The organism is Cytobacillus sp. QJM3NY_8 (assembly GCF_056173585.1).
On record NZ_CM149681.1, the window covers coordinates 1,601,185 to 1,625,594 of the forward strand.

Here is a 24,410-nt window from a genome sequence, read left to right on the forward strand (position 1 = left end):
AGTCATCCCTTATCGGAACTGATGGTTACTATATTTGTCTGTAAGCGGATCAAATTTTATTTAGGCGCATGTTTTTTATGTATTTGCACCATTTCCAATGATGGGTGCACAATCCTCTCCGGGTATGGGGAGGTTTTTTTATGTGTGCAAATAAACGTATAATCAGCAATCAGAACAATAATAACCTGCCGATTCTCATGGCCAGGGGTCTTCAAAAGTCATTCGGTGATAAAACGGTGTTTTCTAATTTGGACTTCGATATTTATCAGCAGGACCGCATCGGCCTTGTTGGCTTAAATGGCACAGGTAAAACTACACTGGCCGATATTTTGTTCGGCAGTATTCAAGCGGATAAAGGCACTATCGAGCGGATGAAGGAGCCATGCAGAATTGGCTACCTGCATCAGTCGGCAGACTATTCTGTCAGTGAAATTCGCGATTTCAACCAATCTCCAGATGAAGAGATTCTTCAGCAGGCAAGCAAACTAGGCCTTTCAAAACTCCATGAATGGGAGCCGGATAGACTTGATTCTTTGAGCGGCGGTGAAAGACTGAAGCTTTCTTTAGCTAAAGTCTGGTCATCTAACCCGGATATGCTGATTTTGGATGAACCTACTAATCATTTGGACTTACAGGGCATCGAATGGCTAATTAGCGAAATCTGCAATTTCAGCGGCCCGGTTCTGATCATTTCCCATGACCGTCATTTCCTTGATCAGGCAGTCGGGAAAATTTTCGAATTACAGGAAGGCATTCTCACCATTTATCAGGGTAATTACACAGCATACCGGGAGCAAAAGCAGAAAAACTTTGATGATCAGCTACATCAATTTAATGTACAGCAGAAAGAGATCGAAAGAATCGAAAATCAGATGTCCAATTTAAAAAAGTGGTCTGAAAAAGCTCACAGGGAATCAACTAAAGGCGGAAGTCCTTCTGAGAATAGGCAGATGGGATTTAAAGAATATCACAGAGTGAAAGCCAAAAAGATGGATCAGCAGATTAAGTCAAAAATGAAAAGACTTCAGCAGGAGCTGGATAAAAATAAAGTTGAGAAGCCGGAAGAAGAGGGGAAAGTACATTTTCAATTTGATGCGTCAGGCAAAAGAGGGAAGAGAATCATTGAAGCTAAAAACCTTTCAAAAAGCTTTGGCGATCGGACTCTTTTCGAGGATAGCCAATTTTATATCAAGCACGGTGAAAAAATAGGGATTCTTGGAGCAAACGGGGCAGGCAAGACCACATTTATCCGAATGCTTTTAGATGAAGTACCGCCTTCTGATGGAGAACTTTGGGTCAGCAGCACTTTAAAGATTGCTTATTTAAATCAGGATATCAATGATTTGCCCTTAACCAAAAATGCCGTTGAGGCACTTGATCTCACCGATCGTGAAATGATTTACAAGGCAAGGACCCTGTTAGCGAATTTGGGGATGAAGGAAGCGAAGTTAAATCAGCCGATTGAACAGCTTAGTATGGGAGAGCGAATTAGGGTCAAGCTTACAGATATGCTTTTAAAAGAATATGATGTGCTAATACTAGATGAGCCGACGAATCATTTGGATTTGCCAAGCAGGGAACAATTTGAAAAAACACTCAAAGAATTTTCAGGGACGCTCATCATTATTTCTCATGATCTATACTTTTTGGAGAAGTTAAGCTCAAGGTTACTTGTATTTAAAGATAATAAAATTACCAGATTTGAAATGGACCTGAAGGAATATCAGATTAAATCCAGGAATTCTAAACAGGAAAAAGATCATGACTCCATGAAAGAGCAAATTATGGTTATTGATAACCGCATCAGTGTGATACTGGGAGAACTCAGTCTGCTTGTTCCGGGTGACAGCAAATATGCGGAATTGGATAAAGAGTTTAATGGCTTAATAACTAAAAAAAGAAAATTATTAAATCAATAAGTGCAAAAAGGCGGGCCTTAATAAAAATGGCCCGCCTTTTCATCTGATTATTAATTCTTTTTAGTGCTGTTATTATTCTTTTTCGCATTAATCCACAGTTTGCCCTCTGCTGTCTTGCGAGTTTCATTGCCGTAGTCATCCGTTACTTTCACTTCAATTTCGGCACCAGGTGCCTTTACATTTGAAGTGGCAGTATAGTAGCCGACATAATGGCCTGGGGAAGTTTCCATCATTGGAAGCTCAGTAGCGTTATTCAGCTGTCCCCCTGCATTTGTTAAAGGCATTCTGATGGCAAACGTCGCTTTTAACCCTGGTTCACTATCAAATTCGATTTTTACCGATTCGCCTTTTTTAAGTTCCTTGTCTTCTGCAGGAAGAAGATTTTCTATGGCTGGAGCGGTATACTTAGCTTCGACCGTGATCGTTTTTTCTTCGGTGTTCTTCGCTTTATCCTGTGCTGTTACCGTAATGGTGTTTTCACCTTCATCCAGCAGGATGCGAAGAGAGTATTCACCATCTGTAATCTTTGCTGCCTGGCCGTTTACTTTAACCCAATCAAGGTTATCATCTGAAACGGTTCCTTTAACAGTGACTGTTTCTTTATTTGTTTTGGATTTATCTGCAGGACTTGATATTGTCAATTCCGGCTTTGTTTTGTCATATATTACTTTTACAGATTCAGAGGCATCAGTAGACCCAGACTCTGTAGCTGCCTTCGCTGTAAGAGTATTTTCCCCTTCAGAAAGTGAAACTTCACTTGAGAATGTACCTTCTTCAGTTGTTTCTGCTGATGCGACTTCCTCTCCATTATTAAATACTTTTACAGTAGTTGTAGGAGCCGAAGTACCTTCAACTGTAACCTTCCCTTGGTTTGTGAAGGCTCCGTCAGCCGGAGAAGTGATGACTGGTGCAGTTACTTCATAGTTCACTGTGGCACGGATCATATAGTTTCCTTCATCCTCTGGAGCAGGAGACCATGCACCGCCTACAAGCTGCCAGCTGCGTCCTGCATTTTCTCCATCCTCATCTGTACCAAGACCAGGAGCATTAGGGTTTGGTGCTGATTGGATATATACCAGATAGAAGTCGCCATTTGTAACGATTCCTTCGTCACTAAGATCTACATGTGTCCATTCACCGTTTCTTAAGGCTGTTGCTTCAAATGGACCTGCCAGCTTTTTGCCAGGTGCCCCATCTGGTCCGCTTGCATCATATACTTCCACTTTGAAGTCTGTTCCGCCCGGAGTCGGCCAGCTGGTATCCCAGAAGCGGAATAAGCCGCCAGTAACCATCGCACTGTCATGGCCGGATGCAAGGGACATCTTAACTGCCCAGCCGTTGCCTGCATCGTAGAATGCACGTGCATTTTCAGCTGTACCATCATCATATCCGATTTCACCCGGGTATCCGATAAATGGCTTTAGTTCAATATTTTGCTCTAAAGAAGAGCCGCCTTCGATTGTGATGCTCTGCTCCTTGCTGTAGTAGGAAGGTGCCATAGCTTTTAAAGTGTATGTGCCTTCGTAGGCTGTGATTGTATATTCACCATTTTCATTAGTTGTTACTGGCTGTACTGCTGCATCTTCTATTAAAAGTAGTGAAGTGTTCGCAACAGGCTCCCCAGTTGCTTCATTTGTCACAACACCTGTGACTGTGCCTTTTGGTATTTCCTCAAGGACGAAGTTTGCAGTCGCTTCTCCATCCTGCGGGATATTTACGCTTTGCGTTTGAGAACGATAACCGTAAGCTTCCGCTTTTACAGTGAAATCTCCTGAAGCATGTGTCATTTCAAACGTTCCATTTTGAGGATTGGTAAATACGGACCTGCCTGATTCCAGCACACTTACTTCGGCAGTAAGCGGAAGCAGCACAGGCGCAGGCTGCTGCTGTTTATCATCATCTTTTGCAGGAGTATCCTTTTTAGGAACAATGCTATCCGGATTTACCTTTTCTTTCTTTAATTCTGCAGAAGGTTTATCTTTGCTGATGCCAAGCTGAGCTTTACCTGCAGGTTCAACTGGAGTATCAGATAATTGAACATCATCGATATACCAGCCTTGCTTCTGTACTGATCCATCTGTAGTCACATTGAATGCTACATAAATTCTTTGTCCTGAATACGCACTTAGATCCACTTCTGCATTAACCCACTCTGTTGTATTACCATTTACTCGAAGAACCTGTTCCCAGTTTTCCATGTCAGTGGAAACGAATACATGGCCGTAATCATAACGGTTTTCAAGCTCGTGCCATTGCTTGAACTGAAGGTAGGCATTGCCTTCCGGCAGGTCAATAGGAGGCATCTGAAGATTCATGTTTGCTCTATTTGCATAGTTGCCGTCAAGTTTAGTTGCATATACTTTTTCTCCGGATGCTGCATTGCCAGGACCTGAAGATGGGGTACCCCACTCCCAGCTGTTTTCCGCTCCATATGAAGTCCAGCCGACCGGCTGTGCTTCAAAGTCCTGAGAATAGCCGATGCTGATTCCAGGTCTTACTGCAACTTCATAGGAGTCAGTTTCAGTTAGATTTCCGCCAAAATCATTGACCTTCCATTTATAAGTAACTGAAGGCTCGGCGATGTCTTCTCCAGGAATCACTGCCTGGTAAGTACCATCTTTATAGTTTCCAGCTGTTCTTTCGGCCTCAATGGCTGCCCAGCTGCCGTCAGCTTTTAAGTATTCAAGATCAACTCTTGTGACGCTTACATTATCTGATGCCGTCAATTCAAGTGCCAGATCCATTCCTGCATATGTTTCCTGAGGTGCTTCGTGATTGGCTGCGGGAGCTTCTGAGTCATCTCCTTCTTTTGCAACCTGGCCTTTAATTTTTCCAAGACCGGTCAGTACGGAAGAAACCGCATCGAAGGCATTGACGAGCCCATATCCAAAACCATTATTTGGTGTCTCAGGATAAGTACCATTTGTCAATGGAGTAGAGGTAGTCAGTAAAATTTCCTCCATCTCTTCAACAGTCAGACTTGAATCAACCTGGCGGAGCAGCGCGGCAACCGCAGAAACATGCGGGCCAGCCATGGAAGTTCCATTCCAGCCGCCTTCATATCCGCTTCCGGGAACTGAGGAACGAATGTTGACCCCGGGTGCGGATACATCAGGTTTAATTTCATCGTATGGTGATGGTCCCAGCAATGAGAAGCTGCCTAAACCATTATTAATGTCTGTCGCACCAGTTGCGAATGATTCCGGGTAGTTAGCAGGTGTTGCAACGGAACCAGGTCCGCCTGGATTAAACAAAGTTGTGTTTCCGGCAGAGAACTCTGGGAAAATTTCAGCTGCCCTCCATGCCTGAACCATTGGACGATACCACTCATCCAGCCCAGGTCCGCCGCCCCATGAATTGTTGACAACATCCGGAGCTTTTTCAGGATGCGGGTTTCCTTCAGCATCCTTTGGAGCTAGAATCCATTCACCTGCTTCAAGCAGATCTATGTCAGTTCCGCCGCTTGCAGTGAAGGCTTTTACTGCAATCCATTTCGCACCAGGTGCAACCCCGATCTGATTGGCTCCATTTGGCTCGGAACCCACCATTGTTCCAGTTACGTGGGTACCATGTCCCTGATCATCATATGGTGCTGTCTGGCCTGCAGTGGCATCAAACCAGCTGAATTCATGCGTTGGTGAATCAGGTTGTGCTGGGTTATAGCCCCGGTATTTTTCTTTTAACGCCGGGTGGTTCCACTGAACACCTGTATCAATGGATGCAACGACAGTACCCGATCCGTCGATTCCCATTTCCCATACTGCAGGAGCACCGACACGGTCAATATTCCACTCGATTGAACTTGTTTCTGCTTGTGTTTTGAGAGCTTTTTCGGCTTCCTTTACTGGCTTATGAAGCTGTCTGGTTTCGTTTGGAAGGATTTTTTCTACTTCAGGAAACATGGCGATTTTTTCCATAACGTCCTTTGTAGCTGTTACTGCAATGGCGTTGACGATGTAGAAGGATTGAACATCTTTTGCCTTGCCGTCTTTTTCCTGCTTTTGAAGGAAATTTGTGACTTGGCCTTGAGTTTCAATAGCTGTAGATCTTAGTGAGGATAGGACTGCAGAGCGTTTCATGTACTTGGATTTAGAGGCTGTCAGTTTTTGGGATGCAGCCGCTTTTTGAGCTTTCTTGGCTGCTGCTGAAGTATCAGCTTGTTCTTTAAATTTTATCAGGAATGTTACTTTATCTTTTTTATCAAATTGTTTCAGCAATGAGCTGTTTATTTTGCTTTTTGCTGTCTGAGGTGCAGCTTGCTTAACTGAGGTATGCGGAGAGCTTTTACTTTCAGCTGATCCCATGCCTGGGAACATCAGGGGCAAAATCAAAAAAGCTGTCAGCATCACATAAAGAATGCGATTCAATGATTTTCTTTTTCTTTTCAAAAAATTCCCTCCTTGTTTTGTTTAATTCCTTAAATAGTGTCTTCCGGCAGAATGAACTCGATCACCTCCTAAGGGTTTCTTCCAAAAATGGAAAACCCTTCCGCTAACAAGAACTTTAGCTGAATAATCAGCTGGAGATTGTCGAAAAATGAGGTTTATTGCTGGGGAATGAATAAAATAGCTAGAAGGTTTTAGAGCATTCATAAGGTTACAGTCTTAAAGAATCAACTTAACCTGGTTATATCTAGATGAAAGGAATCATTTTTACCCAGAAATATTGGAATAATAATAATTTTTGGAAAAAATAAGAAAAAGGAGGGAGGCAGTATTTTTCCAGAATGATAAAATGAATAAAAAGAGGGGGAACTTTAAAAGATGCCTTTCGTCAATCCAATAGGAAAATAGCAAGTAAATTATATGAAAATGGGTATTTTGAAGTGTAACTTTCTTTGTATTACTTATGAATTCTGGCTGGAAGAATGGTTACAGTGAAAAGGACTCTTTCTTCGGAATTCGTCTTAATTAATACAAAGGAATCAGAGCATTTAGGAAAAATAGGATAAATGAACAGAATTTGTATTTTGACCTGCATGAAATTTGATTTGATTATTTTACATAAATATTGGAATAGTGTTTCTTTTCTATTTTTCATTCGTCTAATAATACGCGAGGGGGCGCCAAAATGGAGAGAATATCGGCAGAAGCTTTTGAAGATATATACAGCGAATACAGCGATCGAATTTATGGATACATATTTCTTCTCGTGAATGATAAGGAAGTCGCCGAAGATCTGACACAGGACACCTTTATTAAAGCTTATAAATACATGAGCCAATTTAATGGGGAATCCCAGATCTTTACATGGCTGGTCCGAATATCAAGAAATGTAGCCATTGATTATCTGCGTAAAAAAAACAGATTCAAATTTTTCTCAATTGAAAAATTCCAGCTCCAATCAGATGAAGAGACTCCAACCGAGATTATGATTAAGGGTGAAAAAGTTACACTCTTATATGAAGCAATCCGACATTTGAAATTAAGCTATCAAGAAGTGCTGATTTTGAGAAAAATAAAGGAGTTTTCAATCAAAGAAACGGCCGAAATCTTGAATTGGAACGAAAACAAAGTTAAAATCACCACTTCCAGGGCACTCGCAGCACTAAAAAAAGAATTGCAGAAAAGGGGGGAAATCCATGAAGAGCTCATTCGGATTCGATAATTCTTTTCGTGAATTAGACCGTATTCCGCGATCGCAAAAGCAAAAACAGGATAGCCTGCAAAAAATATGGAGTGGTATAGAGGATAGGCCAAAAAGAAAGAAAAATATTTTTCCTAAATTTTTATCTGCTGCCGCAGTAATGGCTGCTTGTATTATGTTCGCTTTCATTATTTTTTCTGAGGAATCAACGACAGGGGGCAGCAGCAGTGCAGATATACTTGGAGATAGTTTTATCAGTCAAACAGCTATTGCTCTATCAGAAACTGAGAATTCCTTCTCTGCTGATGGAACGTATTCTGCTGAAACCGCGACTGTAAAAGATGAAAAGTGGGAAAGCACGGCAAGAACTGCCATAAATTCGGCAATGCCTGCAGAGGCCGTCATCGACTCCAAACCATTATATGATATCCAATTTATTATGAAAGGCAAAGAATCTGTAAAGGTGAAAGTCTGGAACGAGCGTGGTGAAGTATATTTCAAGTCAATGGACAGTGAGATAATGTATGCAGTTCCCTCTGAAGAAGGTGCCATATTCATTGAGTATTTGGAAGCCATTGCACACAGTATTCAAAAAACTCCTTAATTCAGACTCCTTTTTAGGGGTCTTTTTTTATTAGGCGTAAAGCCCTGAAAATTTACATATTACGAGAATTTTTTCAAAATAATGTTTTATCCCCAAATATCAGGGTAGTACTATCTTAGTTGTTAATTAATTTATTTGCTGGCCAGTATTTTTCCTTTGCGCAGGGGTTAGGCACAAGCTTAAAGCTGAAGATTAAATATGATTTAGGGGGAGCATCATGAAAAAGGGATTAATCTTTATCATTTCCGCCATCCTGCTTATTGGCACCTTGGCAGGCTGTTCTGGTGAGGAAAGTGTTCAGGCAGAAAAAACGAAGGATGGAAAAGTAATTGTTGATTTTTGGAGCTTCTGGGGTTCGGAAACGAGGCGTCCGATCATAGAAAAAATCATAGAGGATTTTAACAATTCACAGGATGAGGTTTTTGTAAAGCATACATATTTGCCCTGGGGAGATATTTGGACAAAGAACCTGGCATCCGTCGCAGCGGGAAACCCGGCTGATGTTATTATAAACGATATTAATTCAGTCGCCCAGCGAGCTGAAAACGCCCAATCAGAAGATCTGAGCAAGTATATCGATGAATCCTTCAAAAATCAATTTTATCCTCATTTATGGGAAACGGTAATGTACGGGGACAAACCTTATGCAGTTCCATTCAATACAGATACAAGATTGCTATTTTACAATAAAGATGCTTTTAAAGAAGCTGGACTTGATCCGGAAAAGCCGCCAGCAACATGGGCGGAACTGGAGGAGTACGCCGCAAAGCTTGATATAAAGGATGGAGACCGATATGAGAGAGTTGGCTTTTATCCGCTATGGGGCAGCATTGGTGCGGCCAGCTGGATGACAAGCGCTGACGGCGGAAAAGGATTCATTCAAGATGGAGAACTTTATATCAATACACCTAAAAAGCAGGAAGCGCTTCAATGGCTGCTGGGATGGAAAGAGCGTCTTGGTGAGAAGACAGTTCAATCTTTTGAAGCTGAATTTGGCAGTGAGCAGTCAAATCCATTCATAGCAGGCAAAGTGGCAATGTGGGTTGATATCGGCACGTTTTACACACAGATTCGTGACTACGGAGAGGATATGAACTTTGGTGTAGCTCCAATTCCTGCATTTGAAAAAGGTTCGGGGAATTGGAGCGATGGCGGCGGTTTCGTAGCTGAAATACCGAAAGGAGCCAAACATCCTGAGGAAGCTATGAAATTTATCAAGTATTTAACTGGCCCGGAGGCACAAAAATACTGGGCTATGAAAAACTATGATAATGTCGCAAACAAAGAAGCTGCAGAAGCAGTTGTTAATGAACTAAAGGGCGATGATAAGTACGTATATGAAGCTTCGGTGAAAAACCTGGATCAAACGCAATTGTTTCCGGTTCCAGTAAAGTATCCTGATTACCAAAACCGCATCAATCCGCATATAGACAGTGTGCTGCTAGGAAAAACGAAGCCAGAAAAAGCGCTGGCAAAAGCAGAGAAAGATGTTGAAAAACTAAAGAGAAAATAGAACAAAAGAGAGAAGGGGCCTCCTTCTCTCTTTAAAAATAAATAAAAGAAGGTGTATGGGTTGAAATCATATGATACAACGATTGCTCGCCGGGGAGCGGGTCTTGCGGAAAAAAAAGAAAAGACATCACGCAGACGGATGTCCCGCCAAACAAGAGAAAATATCTTTGGATATCTATTCATCAGCCCGTGGATAATTGGTTTCCTTGGACTGACACTTGGTCCGCTTTTATTTTCCTTATTTGCCAGTTTTACAGATTATAATATTACTTCAAGGATGAATTTTATCGGCCTTGATAATTTTAAACGCATGTTTACAATCGATGATCTTTTTAAAACGTCTTTATGGAATACCCTTTATTACGTTTTATTTTCTGTCCCGCTGACTACTGCAGGGGCGATTTTTCTGTCGGTTCTTTTAAATCAGAAAGTAAGGGGCATGAAATTCTTCCGCACACTTTATTATCTGCCTGCTATCCTCTCGGGTGTTGCGGTTTACTTTTTGTGGATGCAGCTGCTAAGTCCTTCGACAGGATTGGTAAATACGTTCCTTGCATGGATTGGGATTGAAGGGCCAGCCTGGCTGTTTGATCCTGAATGGACGAAACCAGCTTTGCTTTTGATGAAAATGTGGAGTGTCGGAGGCGGAATGCTGCTTTACCTTGCAAGTCTGCAGGGAGTTTCAGCTTCACTGTATGAAGCAGCGGATCTTGATGGGGCAGGTGTTATGCAGAAATTCTTTTATATCACCCTGCCAATGATTTCACCAATCATTTTCTTCGATGTGCTGACTAGTACCATTGGTGCCTTCCAGATCTTTCAAGAAGCATATGTCATGACAGAAAACGGAAGCGGAGGACCAGGAAATTCACTCCTATTCTACAATCTGCATATGTGGAATAACGCGTTTGAAGTGTTTGACATGGGCTATGCATCTGCAATGGCCTGGCTGCTGTTTATTGTCGTAATGGTACTGACAATCATTAATATGAAACTCGGCAAAAAATGGGTCCATTATGAGGGGGGAGATAATAAATGAGAACTGCCGCAGCACCGAAGTTTTATGAGACAAAAAAATTCAAAGATAATTTAAAGCAGACGATTATTTTTATCGTTTTATTAGCGGGAAGTGTACTGGTATTATCTCCCCTGTGGTGGATGATTTCGACATCATTGAAATCTCCTGCTGAGATTGCGCAATATCCGCCTACCTTTGTGCCAAAGGAATTCCATTTTTCCAATTATGTTGAAGCATGGAAAACAGCGCCGTTTACCCGCTGGGCAATGAATACGTTATTTATTGCCCTCTGTGGAATGGCTGGAAGTGTTCTTGTCAATTCACTCGTTGCATATGCGTTTGCGAAAATCCGTTTTAAAGGAAGAAATGCTTTGTTTATAGTTGTGTTATCAACCATGCTGATCCCAGGGTTTGTCACGATGGTGCCTCAATACATTTTATTTTCGAAGCTTGGCTGGGTAAATACGTACCTGCCGCTGATTGTTCCAGCATTTTTGGGGAGTGCCTTTTTCATCTTCCTATTGCGCCAGTTTATGATGTCCATTCCTAATGAACTAATAGAGGCGGCAGTGCTTGACGGTGCGAATCATCTGCAGATCTGGTGGCATATTATGCTGCCTCTGACGAAGCCGGCTCTTATTACAGTGGCCATTTTTTCGTTTAATGGGGCATGGAATGATCTTCTCGGACCATTATTGTATATAAATGATGAAAGTCTGTACACACTGCAAATCGGGCTTCAGACCTTCAAGGGAACAGTTCAGACACAATGGCATTACCTGATGGCCATGTCAGTCATGGTCCTCCTGCCAGTTGTACTGCTATTCTTCTTCTTCCAGAAGCACTTTATAGAAGGATCAAATATCGCATCAGGTACTAAGGGATAATAAAACCGGCTAAGCATCTGCTTAGCCGGTTTTATAACTGTCCAGCTCAGGCGTCATCGGCTTATGAATGTCGATGATAAGCATAAGCGCTCCGCTTTTCTTATTGAATAGGGCAATATGTTCTCCATTCCCCGCTAACACATACTTTATGGCGGGGTACATAACAGTCAATGATTACCGAATCTGGATTTAGTCCGCTTTCTTTTAGCTGGGAAGACACTGAAACTTCAGGCTCAGTATTTGCGGATGAGCAAGGGTATCCGCCGCGCCATTCATATTTTGTACAGTAGTAGCATAACTCGGCTGCTGCAGTGATTTTATCGGAAGAGACAGCATTGCTTACTGCTGCTTCTTCAATCAAATGCGTTTTCTTCCTTTCTACCTCTGTCAAATAATCAGTAAAGATGCTGTCTTTCGATATATCTATTTTGGTTTCTTCATTTGACTTCAGGTCTTTTACATAAAAAGCCTGATCCTCAATTAACCTGCTGTAATCGACGAGCCGGACTTTTAATCCTTTTCCGTCGGACTCATAAGAAAATGATAGAAGTGACGAGAAATTTACGAGGGCTTTACTATCTAAGAAAACATTTTTTTCTTTGTATTCTATTTCATATTGAACTGTCCAGCCATATTGTTTTCCTTTTTCATCAACAAGAGCTCTTGGCTTGGCGGCTGCATCTTTTAAAATGGAGGATTTAAATTCCTTAAACTCATCAGCCTTTAATACGGCTTTCATGAAATCTTTCTCAGTCAAATCAGCAGAACGGCTTTTGGTTTCTGCAGAAACATTGCCTGAGAAGACTAGTAAAATAGTCAATAACAAGAAAATATACCTTTTCATTACATACCTCCTAAACGTATTGTCCAATATAAGATTAACCTATATTTCCAAAATTAGGAATGGTGCGAAATGATTATATTTATCTAGTATTTTTTATCTAATCTGAATAAAAAAAAACAGCCTTATGGCAAAAGACTATAAGGCTGATTAATCAATATTATAGAAGCTTTTTGTATTATCATACAGCTTCTTAAGAGCGCTGCTGAAAGCTAATTCTTTTAGTTCAGCAAGGGCACTGATGGAATGGGCCATCATGGCTGGATGGGTAGGCTTGTTTTTAAAAGGGCCTTCGAATTCCCATGGACCATCCGTTTCTGCCATCAATTTATCCAGCGGGTAATCCCGTACAAGGTCCTGTATTTCTTTTTCGTACACGATATCTGGAGTAAAGGAGATGTAATAGCCATTGGCAATCAGCCTGCTTGCCGCTGCGCTGTCACCTTTAAACCAGTGAAAATGAGCTTTTTTAATCGAATGCTTTTCCAATAAATTGCACACAATCGGTGCATCATCATAAATTGCATGGAGGGCAATGGGCTTATCCCACTTTTTAGCGAGCTTAATGAATTCTTCGAGAAGTTCAATATATCCCCCAAGCTGCTTTCTCCCTTCAGACCTTAAATAGTATGGAAGGCCAACCTCGCCAACAGCAGCCATTTGTTCTATGTGAATCTTTATCCAGCTGAAAAGCTCTGAAATTTCATGATCACTGGGCAGAACCTGTTCAGGGTGAAAACCGAAGGCAGGTTTAACAAAGGAATAAATTTCTGCAAGAGCAAGATTTCTTTTGCAGGATGCTAAATCGCTTGAAACTGTAACAAGTGAAAGCTGAAACGGCAACTCATGAAACATTTTCTCTAATTCAATATTGCTGTACTTATCAAGATGAATATGGGCATCAATATACTTATCCATGCTGTTGCCTCCTAATGATTTTTCAGCGCATGATGGATGCTTCTTTTGCAGGCAAGGAAATTTTCATTGAGATAAAGTTCCTCCATTCTTGGCCTGTTAAAGGGTACCTTATATTCTTTAATTACTTTAGCAGGCTTGCTGCTCAGTACTAAAATTCGATCAGAGAGGTAAATGGCTTCTTCGATATTGTGGGTTACAAACAGAATTGTCGGCTTATGCTCATTCCAAATATCGAGAAGCCACTTTTGCATATCGTGGCGGGTAAGCTCATCTAAAGCTGAAAAAGGTTCATCCAGCAAAATGATAGGCTGTGGGCTTAATAATGCCCGGATAAAGGCAGCCCTTTGCTTCATTCCCCCTGACAATTCATGGGGGTATGCATTTTCATAGCCGCCGAGACCAGCTTTTTGAAGCATCTTTCTGGCCGCTTCCGAATCGGTTTTACCCATTAGCTCCTGTCCAAGCAGAACGTTTTGAAGAATGGTTCTCCAGGGTATCAGGGAAGGTGTCTGAGGCATATAGCTTATTGAACCGCGTTTGCCGTTGATTTTCACATTCCCAAGCGTTATGGAGCCTTCGTCCGGCAGAAGCATCCCGCCAATCAGGTTGAAAATGGTGCTCTTTCCGCTCCCTGAAGGACCTAAAATCGAAACAAATTCCCCTTCATTTACATGAAAACTCAAATTGTCTAAAACCTGATTAGTATCAAAACTTTTGGTTAAATGATTAACGGATAATTGTATCATTTCCTGGCACTCTCCCGTGACTTCCATTTAATCAGCAAACGTTCAGCCAGTAAAATTCCTCCAAAAAACAGCAAGCTTAACAGCATAATCGCAAAAATGGCAACAAAAACACGGTCTGTCCGAAATGAAGAAGATGCCAGAGTCATATAAACACCTATTCCTTCTTTAGCTCCGAGCCATTCGGATATTACAGCACCCATCACACTATAGGTTGCGGAGATTTTTAGCCCTGAAAATAGAGAGGGAAGGGAATAGGGAAGCTCCAGCTTCCAAAACAGCTGTCCTTTGCTGGCCCCTGCCATCAGCATATAATGCCTAAGTTCTCCGGGTGTCTGGCGAAAGCCGTCCAATGCAGCAACAGTAATGGGGAAGAAGCAAACCAGCGTGATGACAATCAGCTTTGGAAGTATCCCGAAACCAAACCAAACAACCAGCAAAGGAGCCAGAACAATTATAGGCACATTTTGTGAAAGTATGAGGAGAGGGTAAACCGACTCCCTTATAAAAGGCAATAAGTGCAGTATAACGGCTGTGATTAAACCTATGACGGTGCCAATGGCAAATCCCAATAGGGAAAGCATGACTGTCGATTGAAGGTGGTGGCTGAAGCCCTCCCAGCCCGAAATCGCTTCCAGAACGATTTCTGTTGGCGGAGGCAGGAGCCATGCAGGGACTTCTGCCAGATTTACTGCCATTTCCCAAGCAATGAATAAAAGAAGGAGAACCGCAGCCGGCCTCCATCCTTTTCTGAACAAATTTATCATGGACGATATTTCTCCGTTAAATCAATCATTTCAATACCGTCCGGCTGATATAGAACCTTTACCTGTGAGATTACATTGCTGCTTCCTCTTTCAATCATTTTTCTGTTCATATCAGCTATGATTTTCAATAAATGGTCTAAATCGCCTTCCATCGTTGTTTCGAGGGGATGCACTTCGTACTTAACACCGGATTGCTGAATGACACTAATTGCTTCATCAACGTAAGGTATAACATTTTCCCCATCTTTTGTTTTCGGTATGATCTGAATGCTTACAAGTGCGTTTGCCATATTTGAACTCTCCTTATTCCGGCAGGAAGTCATTAGTAAATGCTTTGCCTGCATCTAATTCTTTATCTAAAAGACCATTTTCATGCATCCAGTCTGCATAGTTTTCCCAGACTTCAAGCTTTTGTTCACCCCATCTTGAAGCATCATCCTGATAGCGGGGGGATAGCCATTCCTGGCTTTTTTTGACCAATTCGCTGTCCAGATCCGGAGCATTCTTTAACAAAAAATCTGCTGCTTCGCCAGGTTGATCGATTGCAAATTCATATCCCCTTGCTGCTGCTTTTACAAATGCTTTGACAGTATCCGGATCATCTGCAATCATTTTTTCGCTGGTTGCGAGAACGGGCGTGTAGTAATCCAGTTTTTCTGAGTAGTCGGTAAGGTAGACCATATTAATCTTTTCCCCCCGAAGTTCTGCTTCTACACCTGTCCATCCATAATAAATCCATGCGAAGTCTATATCTCTTTTAACAGCTGTAAAAAAGTCAGCATCCCCCATATTAACAATTGAGACCTTATCAATATTAGCGTTTTCCTTCTTCATTAGGGAGTCTATTACCGATTTTTCTACAGGTGCCCCCCAGCCGCCATAAGTTTTTCCTTCAAAGTCTTTCGGCGATTTAATGTTTTTTTCGGCAGGGGATGCAAAACCGGAAGTATTATGCTGAATAACAGCTGCTATCGATACAAGGGGAACGCCCTGTACACGTGCTTCCGTGATGCTTTCCTGATAGCTGACACCAAAATCAGCCTTGCCTGATGCAGTCAATTGATCTGCACCTGCTTCACCTGGCATTATAATTTCTACATCGAGCCCTTCTTCTTTAAAATATCCTTTGTCCTTTGCGGCATATAAGCCGGTATGATTGGTATTAGGTGTCCAATCCAGTACAACAGTAACTTTTTTCAAATCTTGTTTGCTGTCTGAATCTTCGCTTCCAGTCTGATTATCCGGTCCATTGCCGGCACAGCCTGAAAGAAGCAGCAGCGAACAGATAGCGGCAATCCACTTTTTCATAAGTACTCCTCCTAAAAAACGTTATGTAATAAGGAAAGTTAATGATAGTCTGCCCTGTAAAATAAAAACGCCCCGGTATAAACCAGGGCGCATATAAAAAACATTTAGTATGTTTAAGAATATGTTCCCTACGCTGGTATGAGCCAGATCAGGTTCAAAGGGTCAGCATCTTAATGATGAAGTCTCAACCGGCATACCGGTTCCCCTACATTTCTTGCTATTTAATTTTGACAGCATAAATACTTTCCATCATTATTATAGCAAATAATATTAAAATGCACAGAAAATAATTATTTCATTCCAATCGTCCTGCTCTCTTTCCAAATTCTGAATTTTTCAAGTTCACCTGTAATTTGGCTAACGGCAAAACCAAGGACTGCTACATCATCTAAGATTCCCATTCCTATTAAAAAGTCAGGAACAAGGTCTATTGGGGAAACAAAGTATAGTATGGAAGCAATAATAAAGATAATCGATTTTTTTGAAATAATATGCCGGTAATCGCCTTTAGACCATGACTTTACTAAATCGATCAGAAGCTGAAACTTTTCCCATATATCACTTAATGAAGATTGGTTTTTATCTGCTTTAAGTGTAGCCTTTCTTAAAAGTCCTTTTGTTTTTTCAGGATCGTCCGCATAACGTTTAGCCCTGGATGAAAATTTTTTATAGCCGTCCTTATAAACTTTGGTTTCTATTTCAGGCATAGCTATCACTCCTATATTGATAATTCGCATAAACAGTTATAATCTAGTATTTACCGCATACCTGACATGACATAAACATTTCATTGGGAGAAATAAATGGAAATCAAATTTAACCTGTGACAAAACCTTATTGGGAGCTGATATCTATGCTTGAGAAATGGCTGAAAGAATCAAATTATACAGTAATATTGACTGGAGCAGGAATGTCGACAGAAAGCGGACTGCCTGATTTCAGGTCTGCCAATAATGGATTATGGAATGGGAAAGATCCTGGGAAAATAGCCAGTACAAAAGCATTGAATGAAAATGTGAACGAATTTATAGAATTTTATCGGCACAGGGTAATCGGGCTTAAGGAGTGTAATCCCCATCAAGGGCACTATATTCTTGCAGATTGGGAAAAGAGAGGTATTATTAAGAGCATTATTACCCAGAACGTGGATGGATTTCATGGACTCGCGGGAAGTGAAAAAATATCAGAGCTCCATGGAAATCTGCAGACACTCCATTGCCAGAAATGTAAAAAAGAGTTCCCGAGCGAGGGGTATTTGCATGGTCAATTCCAATGCCGTTGCGGGGGTGTGCTCCGTCCTTCAGTGGTTCTGTTTGGGGAAATGCTCCCTGAGGAGGCCTTAGATTTCGCAGCAGATGAAACAGAAAAAGCAGAACTTTTTATTGTTCTGGGATCATCCTTGACTGTAACACCTGCAAATCAGTTTCCGCTGATAGCCAAACAAAAAGGAGCAAAACTTGTGATTATTAATATGGAACCTACGGATTTCGATATTTATGCTGATAAAGTAATTCATGACCGCAAAATTGGTGAAGTGCTGGATGAACTTGATAGAGCCTTCAAATAGTCAAAAAACATGAAATCATAGCACTCATGCTATGATTTTTTTTATCAATCAACTATAATGGACAATGAACATGATTACTACTGCCTCAAGCGATATGATATATAAGGAGTGTTCAGCATGTTATCAAACATCGGTATTCCAGGTTTAATTCTAATCCTGGTTTTGGCTCTGATTATTTTTGGACCTAAGAAACTTCCTGAAATAGGAAGAGCGTTCGGGGAGACATTAAAAGAATTTAAGAAATCTACCCGTGAACTCACAAAAGATGATGACAATGATAAAAGGAAATAACCTATTCAAGTGGTGTAGAACCGGCTTTGCAGACAAATTAGTCTCGAAGCCGGTTTTTTATTTTCTGGCTTTCGAAGCGAGTGAATGGGTATAGAAAAGAGAGAAATGAAAAAATGGTTGACTAACATGTATATACAAGATAAAATGAAAGCGTAAACAGTTCATGTATATACAAGTTGGTTTGCTAAATTGGATAGAGTTGTAAATGGCGAGAACAATAAATAAAAACCTTATAACTGTTTTTTTCTATAATATGAAAACGGTAACAGGAGGAGAGCGAAGAATGGCTACGAATAAAGAGTCAGCAGAGCAAATTGTAGAAGCTATCGGGGGCAAGGATAATATCGCAGCGGCTACTCATTGTGTTACACGTCTGCGTTTTGCCTTAAAAGATGAGGGGAAGGTCAATAAAGAAAAACTCGAAAATATAGATGTAGTGAAAGGTTCCTTTTCCACAAATGGACAATTCCAGGTTGTCATTGGACAAGGCCTTGTTGATAAAGTGTATAAAGAAATGACAGAAGCAACTGGAATAGGCGAATCATCAAAAGAAGAAACAAAAAGTGCTGCTGCTGAGAACTTAAATCCATTGCAGCGCGGCATTAAAACACTCGCAGATATTTTTATTCCAATCCTTCCAGCTATCGTAACAGCCGGTTTGCTGATGGGGATAAACAATATTATGACAGCACCGGATATTTTCTTTGATGATAAGTCTTTTGTTGAAGTTTATACTAACTGGGCTGATCTGGCTGGCATCATTAACCTGATTGCCAATACTGCTTTCGTATTCCTTCCCGGTTTGATTGGATGGAGTGCTGTAAACCGGTTTGGCGGAAGTCCTCTTCTTGGTATTGTGCTAGGTTTAATGCTAGTGCATCCGGATCTTTTAAATGCATGGGGCTATGGTTCTGCTGAAGAAGTTCCGAAGTGGAACTTATTCGGGTTAGAAATAGAAAAGGTAGGTTATCAGGGGCAGGTATTGCCTGTATTATTTGCTTCATACGTATTGGCTAAGATAGAAGTATTTCTGAGAAAAAGAATCCCTGATGCTTTTCAGCTTCTAACTGTCGCGCCGATCGCTTTACTGATCACTGGGTTTCTTTCTTTTATTGCTATTGGACCGATCACATTCATGATCGGCAGCTGGATTACAAATGGGGTTGTCGGAATCTTTGATGCTGTTCCAGCCCTTGGAGGCTTGATTTACGGTGGATTATATGCCCCTCTCGTTATCACTGGTATGCATCATACGTTCCTGGCAGTTGATCTGCAGTTAATCGGCAGCATTGGCGGCACGTTTTTATGGCCGATGGTTGCATTGTCTAATATAGCTCAGGGTTCCGCCGCTTTTGCCATGATGCTGTTAAGCAAAGGGAACGAAAAACTGAAAGGGCTTGCGCTAACTTCTTCAGTATCAGCGTGGCTGGGCGTAACGGAACCGGCAATGTTTGGCGTAAATCTTCGCTTTAAGTACCCGTTCTTTGCAGCGATTATTGGGTCAGCAATTGCAGGAATCTTCATCACTATTAATGGAGTTAAGGCACCGTCGATAGGTGTAGGAGGCTTGCCGGCATTCTTCTCTATCTTTGCGGAAAATTGGGGTTCTTTCTTTATCGGAATGGGTATTGCACTTGTCGTACCGTTTGTATTGACCTTAGCCTTCTCTAAATTTAAAAAAGCAGAATAGAAAGATTGATGCCATGGGGTTCTATGATTCCATGGTATCGCCATTTCTTGGGGCATGCACACAAATGTTAAAAATCGGAGGTCGCCATATGAAGAAGCAATGGTGGAAAGAAAGTGTAGTTTACCAGATATACCCGCGGAGCTTCATGGATAGCAATGGAGATGGAATAGGAGATTTGCAGGGTATCATCTCCAGGCTGGATTATTTGAAAGAGCTAGGGATTGATGTGGTCTGGCTTTCTCCAGTATATAAATCGCCAAATGATGATAATGGCTATGATATAAGCGATTATCAGGATATTATGAGTGAGTTTGGAACAATGGAAGATTGGGAAGAACTTCTCGGAGAGATGCATAAGAGAGAGATTAAACTCATTATGGATCTGGTGGTGAACCATAGTTCAGACGAACATATCTGGTTTGCAGAGTCCAGGAAATCCAAAGACAATCCATTCAGGGATTATTATATATGGCGCGAAGGAAGGAATGGAAAAGAGCCGAATAACTGGGGAAGCAATTTCGGGGGATCCGCCTGGAAACTTGATGATAAAACAGGAGAATATTATTTGCATCTGTTTTCAAAGAAACAGCCAGATTTAAATTGGGATAATCCGAAACTAAGAAATGAAATATACGACATGATGACTTGGTGGCTGGAAAAAGGCATTGATGGATTCAGAATGGATGTGGTCAACTTTATTTCCAAAGTAGAGGGACTTCCTGATGATGAACCAAAGCCTGGAAAGAAATATGCTTCTGGAAGCAAGTATTATCGAAACGGCCCCAGAATTCATGAATACCTGCGGGAGATGAATGAAAAGGCGTTAGCGAAGTTTAATGTTATGACTGTTGGCGAAATGCCCGGTGTGACTCCTGATTGGGCCAGGCAATATACAGGGGAATCACGAAATGAGTTAAATATGGTCTTCCAATTTGAACATGTTAGCCTGGACAACGGGCCAAACGGCAAATGGGATCTTAAACCCCTTGATCTGTGTGACTTAAAACTAAACCTGACAAAATGGCAAAATGAGCTGGATAAAGCTGGCTGGAACAGCCTTTACTTTAATAATCACGACCAGCCCCGCTCTGTTTCAAGATTCGGCAATGACGGAGAGTATAGGGAAAAGTCGGCTAAGATGCTCGCAACATTGCTTCATATGATGAAGGGAACTCCTTATGTTTATCAGGGCGAAGAAATTGGAATGACGAATGTCCGTTTCTCAAGCGTTGAAGAGTACAGGGATATAGAAACACTTAATTTTTATAAAGAAGCACTTAACGATGGCTGGACAGAGGATAAGGCCCTTGAAAGCATATACGCAAAAGGGCGTGACAACGCCCGGACGCCGATGCAATGGGATTCTTCCGAGCACGGAGGTTTTTCGGATGGAACCCCCTGGATAAAAGTAAACCCTAACTATAAAGACATTAATGTGGAAAAGGCCATGAAAGACCCTGATTCTGTTTTTCATTACTATAAAAAGCTTATTGAACTTAGAAAGAAAAATGAAATTATTGTTTACGGCAGGTATAACCTAATACTTGATCAACATCCTGAAGTGTACGCTTATACAAGAACATTGGGCAATCAGATCCTTCTTGTCTTGTGCAACTTCTATGGAGGAAACCCTGAAGTAGAACCCCCTGCATACATCCAGGAAAAGAAATTTGAGGCACTGATTGGGAATTATAAAGATATACAAATTAACAGAACAATTAAGCTGCGTCCCTATGAAGCTCAGGTCCTTCTTTTTAACAGCTAAAAACCCAATTTCTAAAAAACTAAAACAGGTGTGATTCTAATGAAACAACCATGGTGGAAAAAATCAGTAGTATATCAAATTTATCCAAAAAGCTTTAACGATACGACAGGAAATGGGGTTGGAGACATTCCTGGAATTATTGCCAAGTTTGATTATTTAAAAGATTTAGGTGTGGACGTCGTCTGGCTGACACCAATTTATAAATCTCCGCAGCGCGACAACGGATATGATATTAGTGACTATTTCAGCATTCACGAAGAATACGGAACTCTAGCTGACTTTGAAAAGCTTCTTGAAGAGGCACATAGCCGGGACATTAAAATCATTATGGATATTGTAGTAAACCATACTTCCACAGAACATCAATGGTTCCAGGAAGCAAAAAAATCAAAAGACAATCCATACCGTGATTTTTATATTTGGAAAGACCCTAAGGACGATGGAAGCGAACCGACAAACTGGGAATCAAAATTCGGTGGAAATGCATGGAAATATGATGAAGCAACCGGCCAATACTATCTCCATCTTTTTGATGTCACGCAGGCGGATCTAAATTGGGAAAATGAAGAGCTTCGCCGAAAAGTGTATGACATGATGGAATTCTGGTTTGAAAAAGGTGTAGATGGCTTCAGACTTGATGTAATCAATCTGATTTCTAAAGACCAGGAGTTTCCCGATGATGACGGATCTGTGCCTCCGGGAGACGGCAGAAAATTCTATACAGACGGACCTCGTGTACACGAATTTATGCATGAAATGAATGAAAATGTATTTTCAAAATACGATAGTATGACTGTTGGCGAAATGTCCTCCACTTCCATTGAACATTGTATAAAGTATTCCAATCCTGAGAGGGAAGAGCTGAGCATGACTTTCAACTTTCATCATTTGAAAGTGGATTACCCAAATGGAGAGAAATGGGCAATCGCTGAATTTGACTTTAGAGCGTTAAAGCAGATTTTATCAAGGTGGCAGACTGAGATGCACAAGGGAGGAGGCTGGAATGCTTTATTCTGGTGCAATCATGATCAGCCCCGAATTGTGTCAAGATATGGTGATGACAGGAAGTATCATCGTGAATCTGCTAAAATGCTGGCGACAGTCATTCATATGATGCAGGGAACCCCTTATATTTATCAGGGTGAAGAGTTTGGCATGACAAACCCAGGATTTGAAAACATTGGAGACTACAGAGATGTAGAATCACTGAACGTTTATAATATCCTTAGGGAAAAGGGAATGAGTGAAGAAGAAATCATAAATATTCTCAAAAGCAAGTCTCGCGACAATTCCCGGACCCCGGTGCAGTGGGATAGTTCTGAAAATGCCGGTTTCTCCGATGGAACGCCATGGATAAATGTTGCAACAAATTATATGGAAATAAATGCCGAAAAAGCATTGAAGGACGGAGATTCTATTTTTTATCATTATAAGAAGCTGATCCAGCTTCGCAAGCAATATGATATTATCACGTACGGAGACTATGAACTGATTTCTGAGGAGCATCCTAAGGTATTTGCTTATGTTCGAAATGGCAATAATGAAAAGCTGCTGGTCGTGAATAATTTCTATGGGGAAGAAACATCATTTATCATTCCTGAACACCTTCAGGCAGACGAATATAAAGATGAGATCTTACTGTCCAATTACAATCAGTCACCTCCGGCAGCACAGACCATTAAATTAAGGCCGTATGAATCCGTTATCTATTATTTAAAGAAATAAGATCAAAAAATCCTCCCGTAAACAGCGGGAGGATTTTTCACATGATTTTTAAAAAAGCATTCCAGCTATGGCAGCACTTAACATAGAAGCCAGGGCACCTGCTGCAACTGCCTTCAGGCCAAGCCGCGCAATGTCCTGCCTGCGGTTAGGTGCCAGTCCGCCAAGCCCTCCAAGCAGAATGCCCAATGAAGAAATATTGGCAAATCCGCAAAGGGCAAAGCTGACGATTGCGACCGTTTTATCAGATAAATTTGGAATATCCGGTGCAAAAGCAGAATAAGCAACGAATTCATTCAAAATTAACTTCTGGCCAATATAATTTCCGGCCTGCACAGCTTCTGACCATGGAACGCCTATTGCAAATGCAAGAGGCGAGAAAACATAACCCAGAATGATTTCGAGCGTTAATCCCTCGAAGCCGAATAATCCTCCAACCCATCCAAGGAGACCGTTAATTAATGCAACCAGAGCAATAAAGGCAAGAAGCATCGCTCCGATATTCAAAGCCAGTTCCAGCCCGACACTTGCACCTTTTGCGGCTGCATCAATGACATTGGCAGAGTCGCTATCCACTTCCATATCGAATTCTTTAGGCTCTTCTTTATCCTCTGTTTCAGGAAGCATGACTTTGGCCAGTATTAAACCCGCCGGTGCAGCCATAAAGCTTGCAGCCAAGAGATATTCTAGAGGCACACCCAAAAGGGAATATCCGATTAAAACAGATCCTGCCACAGAAGCAAGGCCGCCGGTCATTACCGCAAATAACTCAGATTTTGTCATATTGGCAATATAAGGACGGACAACAAGCGGAGCCTCTGTTTGCCCTACGAATATATTTGCTGCTGCCGACATGGACTCTGCTTTTCTGGTTCCGAGTAGCTTTGACAGCCCCCCGCCAAGGATTTTTATGAAAAACTGCATAATCCTTAAATAATAGAGGACAGAAATCAATGATGAAAAAAAGATTACCACAGGCAGGACCTGAAGTGCGAAAACGAAGGTGATACCCGATTCATCTGTAAAAAGGCCGCCAAATAAAAAATTAATTCCCTGATTAGCGTAATTGATAATATCGTTTACCTTCATTGTTAGCCATTCTAAACCTTTTCTGCCGCCTTCCCACTTTAGAACGAGAAAGGCGAAAATCAGCTGAATGGCAAGCCCACCCGCAACAGTTCTTAAACTAATGGCCCTTCTGTTGCTTGAGAGCAGGAAAGCTAATCCTAAAACGACAATGATACCGAATATTCCCCAAATAAAATTCATATT

At 41.4% G+C, this 24,410-nt stretch carries 20 protein-coding genes and 1 riboswitch; of the genes, 11 read left to right on the forward strand and 9 right to left on the reverse strand.

What is annotated here, in order from left to right:
* Positions 1-140 precede the first annotated feature (140 nt).
* Positions 141-1,919: a ribosomal protection-like ABC-F family protein gene (gene abc-f / locus AC0VZ9_RS08465; protein ID WP_019381588.1), complete on the forward strand. Its 1,779-nt coding sequence runs from the start codon at positions 141-143 to the stop codon at positions 1,917-1,919.
* 50 nt (positions 1,920-1,969) lie between these two features.
* On the opposite strand, the gene AC0VZ9_RS08470 is transcribed toward abc-f, so the two are convergent.
* Positions 1,970-6,265 carry a S8 family serine peptidase gene (locus AC0VZ9_RS08470; protein WP_342026174.1) on the reverse strand — a complete coding sequence of 1,432 codons (4,296 nt, stop codon included), beginning with the start codon at positions 6,263-6,265 and terminating at the stop codon, positions 1,970-1,972.
* A 724-nt stretch (positions 6,266-6,989) separates the two neighbouring features.
* Here AC0VZ9_RS08470 and AC0VZ9_RS08475 point away from each other — a divergent pair.
* The 5 genes from AC0VZ9_RS08475 (at position 6,990) to AC0VZ9_RS08495 (ending at position 11,526) form a co-directional block, all read left to right on the forward strand.
* Positions 6,990-7,526, forward strand: coding sequence for an RNA polymerase sigma factor (locus tag AC0VZ9_RS08475; RefSeq protein WP_019381590.1), 537 nt, complete (start codon positions 6,990-6,992; stop codon positions 7,524-7,526).
* Positions 7,501-8,109: a hypothetical protein gene (locus AC0VZ9_RS08480; RefSeq protein WP_019381591.1), complete on the forward strand. Its 609-nt coding sequence runs from the start codon at positions 7,501-7,503 to the stop codon at positions 8,107-8,109. The genes AC0VZ9_RS08475 and AC0VZ9_RS08480 overlap by 26 nt, the downstream gene beginning before the upstream one ends.
* A 217-nt stretch (positions 8,110-8,326) precedes the next feature.
* A complete protein-coding gene (locus AC0VZ9_RS08485; RefSeq protein WP_019381593.1) occupies positions 8,327-9,622 on the forward strand; it encodes an ABC transporter substrate-binding protein in 1,296 nt (431 codons plus the stop codon).
* 51 nt (positions 9,623-9,673) lie between these two features.
* Positions 9,674-10,660 (forward strand): carbohydrate ABC transporter permease, encoded by a 987-nt coding sequence (locus tag AC0VZ9_RS08490; RefSeq protein ID WP_286676840.1) that lies wholly within the window; start codon positions 9,674-9,676, stop codon positions 10,658-10,660.
* Positions 10,657-11,526 carry a carbohydrate ABC transporter permease gene (locus AC0VZ9_RS08495; RefSeq protein WP_071159559.1) on the forward strand — a complete coding sequence of 290 codons (870 nt, stop codon included), beginning with the start codon at positions 10,657-10,659 and terminating at the stop codon, positions 11,524-11,526. Before AC0VZ9_RS08490 ends, AC0VZ9_RS08495 begins: the two co-directional genes overlap by 4 nt.
* A gap of 100 nt (positions 11,527-11,626) precedes the next feature.
* Here the strand turns inward: AC0VZ9_RS08495 and AC0VZ9_RS08500 are convergent, their stop codons facing one another.
* From AC0VZ9_RS08500 to AC0VZ9_RS08530, 7 genes are all read right to left on the reverse strand, one after another.
* The gene (locus AC0VZ9_RS08500; protein ID WP_009331108.1) at positions 11,627-12,370 is read right to left on the reverse strand and encodes a hypothetical protein; all 744 of its coding nucleotides are present in this window, start codon (positions 12,368-12,370) and stop codon (positions 11,627-11,629) included.
* A 147-nt stretch (positions 12,371-12,517) separates the two neighbouring features.
* Positions 12,518-13,285, reverse strand: coding sequence for a TatD family hydrolase (locus tag AC0VZ9_RS08505; RefSeq protein ID WP_009331107.1), 768 nt, complete (start codon positions 13,283-13,285; stop codon positions 12,518-12,520).
* Between the two features lie 11 nt (positions 13,286-13,296).
* Positions 13,297-14,031, reverse strand: coding sequence for an ABC transporter ATP-binding protein (locus AC0VZ9_RS08510; protein ID WP_475397255.1), 735 nt, complete (start codon positions 14,029-14,031; stop codon positions 13,297-13,299).
* Positions 14,028-14,795, reverse strand: a complete 768-nt coding sequence (locus tag AC0VZ9_RS08515) for an ABC transporter permease (protein WP_009331105.1) — start codon at positions 14,793-14,795, stop codon at positions 14,028-14,030. The genes AC0VZ9_RS08510 and AC0VZ9_RS08515 overlap by 4 nt, the downstream gene beginning before the upstream one ends.
* A complete protein-coding gene (locus tag AC0VZ9_RS08520) occupies positions 14,792-15,085 on the reverse strand; it encodes a thiamine-binding protein (protein WP_342026041.1) in 294 nt (97 codons plus the stop codon). Before AC0VZ9_RS08520 ends, AC0VZ9_RS08515 begins: the two co-directional genes overlap by 4 nt.
* A gap of 13 nt (positions 15,086-15,098) precedes the next feature.
* Positions 15,099-16,103: an ABC transporter substrate-binding protein gene (locus AC0VZ9_RS08525; RefSeq protein ID WP_475397256.1), complete on the reverse strand. Its 1,005-nt coding sequence runs from the start codon at positions 16,101-16,103 to the stop codon at positions 15,099-15,101.
* Positions 16,104-16,211: 108 nt separating this feature from the next.
* Positions 16,212-16,320: riboswitch (TPP riboswitch) on the reverse strand.
* Between the two features lie 73 nt (positions 16,321-16,393).
* Positions 16,394-16,810: a YkvA family protein gene (locus AC0VZ9_RS08530; RefSeq protein ID WP_475397257.1), complete on the reverse strand. Its 417-nt coding sequence runs from the start codon at positions 16,808-16,810 to the stop codon at positions 16,394-16,396.
* A gap of 146 nt (positions 16,811-16,956) precedes the next feature.
* On the opposite strand from AC0VZ9_RS08530, the gene AC0VZ9_RS08535 reads away from it, so the two are divergent.
* The 5 genes from AC0VZ9_RS08535 to treC all read left to right on the forward strand — a co-directional run bounded on the left by AC0VZ9_RS08535 (position 16,957) and on the right by treC (position 23,141).
* Positions 16,957-17,670 carry an NAD-dependent deacylase gene (locus tag AC0VZ9_RS08535; RefSeq protein ID WP_009331101.1) on the forward strand — a complete coding sequence of 238 codons (714 nt, stop codon included), beginning with the start codon at positions 16,957-16,959 and terminating at the stop codon, positions 17,668-17,670.
* A 117-nt stretch (positions 17,671-17,787) separates the two neighbouring features.
* Positions 17,788-17,961 (forward strand): twin-arginine translocase TatA/TatE family subunit, encoded by a 174-nt coding sequence (locus AC0VZ9_RS08540; protein WP_009331100.1) that lies wholly within the window; start codon positions 17,788-17,790, stop codon positions 17,959-17,961.
* Between the two features lie 283 nt (positions 17,962-18,244).
* Positions 18,245-19,651 (forward strand): PTS system trehalose-specific EIIBC component, encoded by a 1,407-nt coding sequence (treP, locus tag AC0VZ9_RS08545; RefSeq protein WP_071160482.1) that lies wholly within the window; start codon positions 18,245-18,247, stop codon positions 19,649-19,651.
* 88 nt (positions 19,652-19,739) lie between these two features.
* Complete coding sequence (locus AC0VZ9_RS08550) at positions 19,740-21,416, forward strand: glycoside hydrolase family 13 protein (protein ID WP_475397258.1); 1,677 nt, start codon at positions 19,740-19,742, stop codon at positions 21,414-21,416.
* A gap of 39 nt (positions 21,417-21,455) precedes the next feature.
* Positions 21,456-23,141 carry an alpha,alpha-phosphotrehalase gene (gene treC, locus AC0VZ9_RS08555; RefSeq protein WP_475397259.1) on the forward strand — a complete coding sequence of 562 codons (1,686 nt, stop codon included), beginning with the start codon at positions 21,456-21,458 and terminating at the stop codon, positions 23,139-23,141.
* Positions 23,142-23,189: 48 nt separating this feature from the next.
* On the opposite strand, the gene AC0VZ9_RS08560 is transcribed toward treC, so the two are convergent.
* Positions 23,190-24,407, reverse strand: a complete 1,218-nt coding sequence (locus tag AC0VZ9_RS08560) for a NupC/NupG family nucleoside CNT transporter (RefSeq protein WP_009331096.1) — start codon at positions 24,405-24,407, stop codon at positions 23,190-23,192.
* Positions 24,408-24,410: the final 3 nt, after the last annotated feature.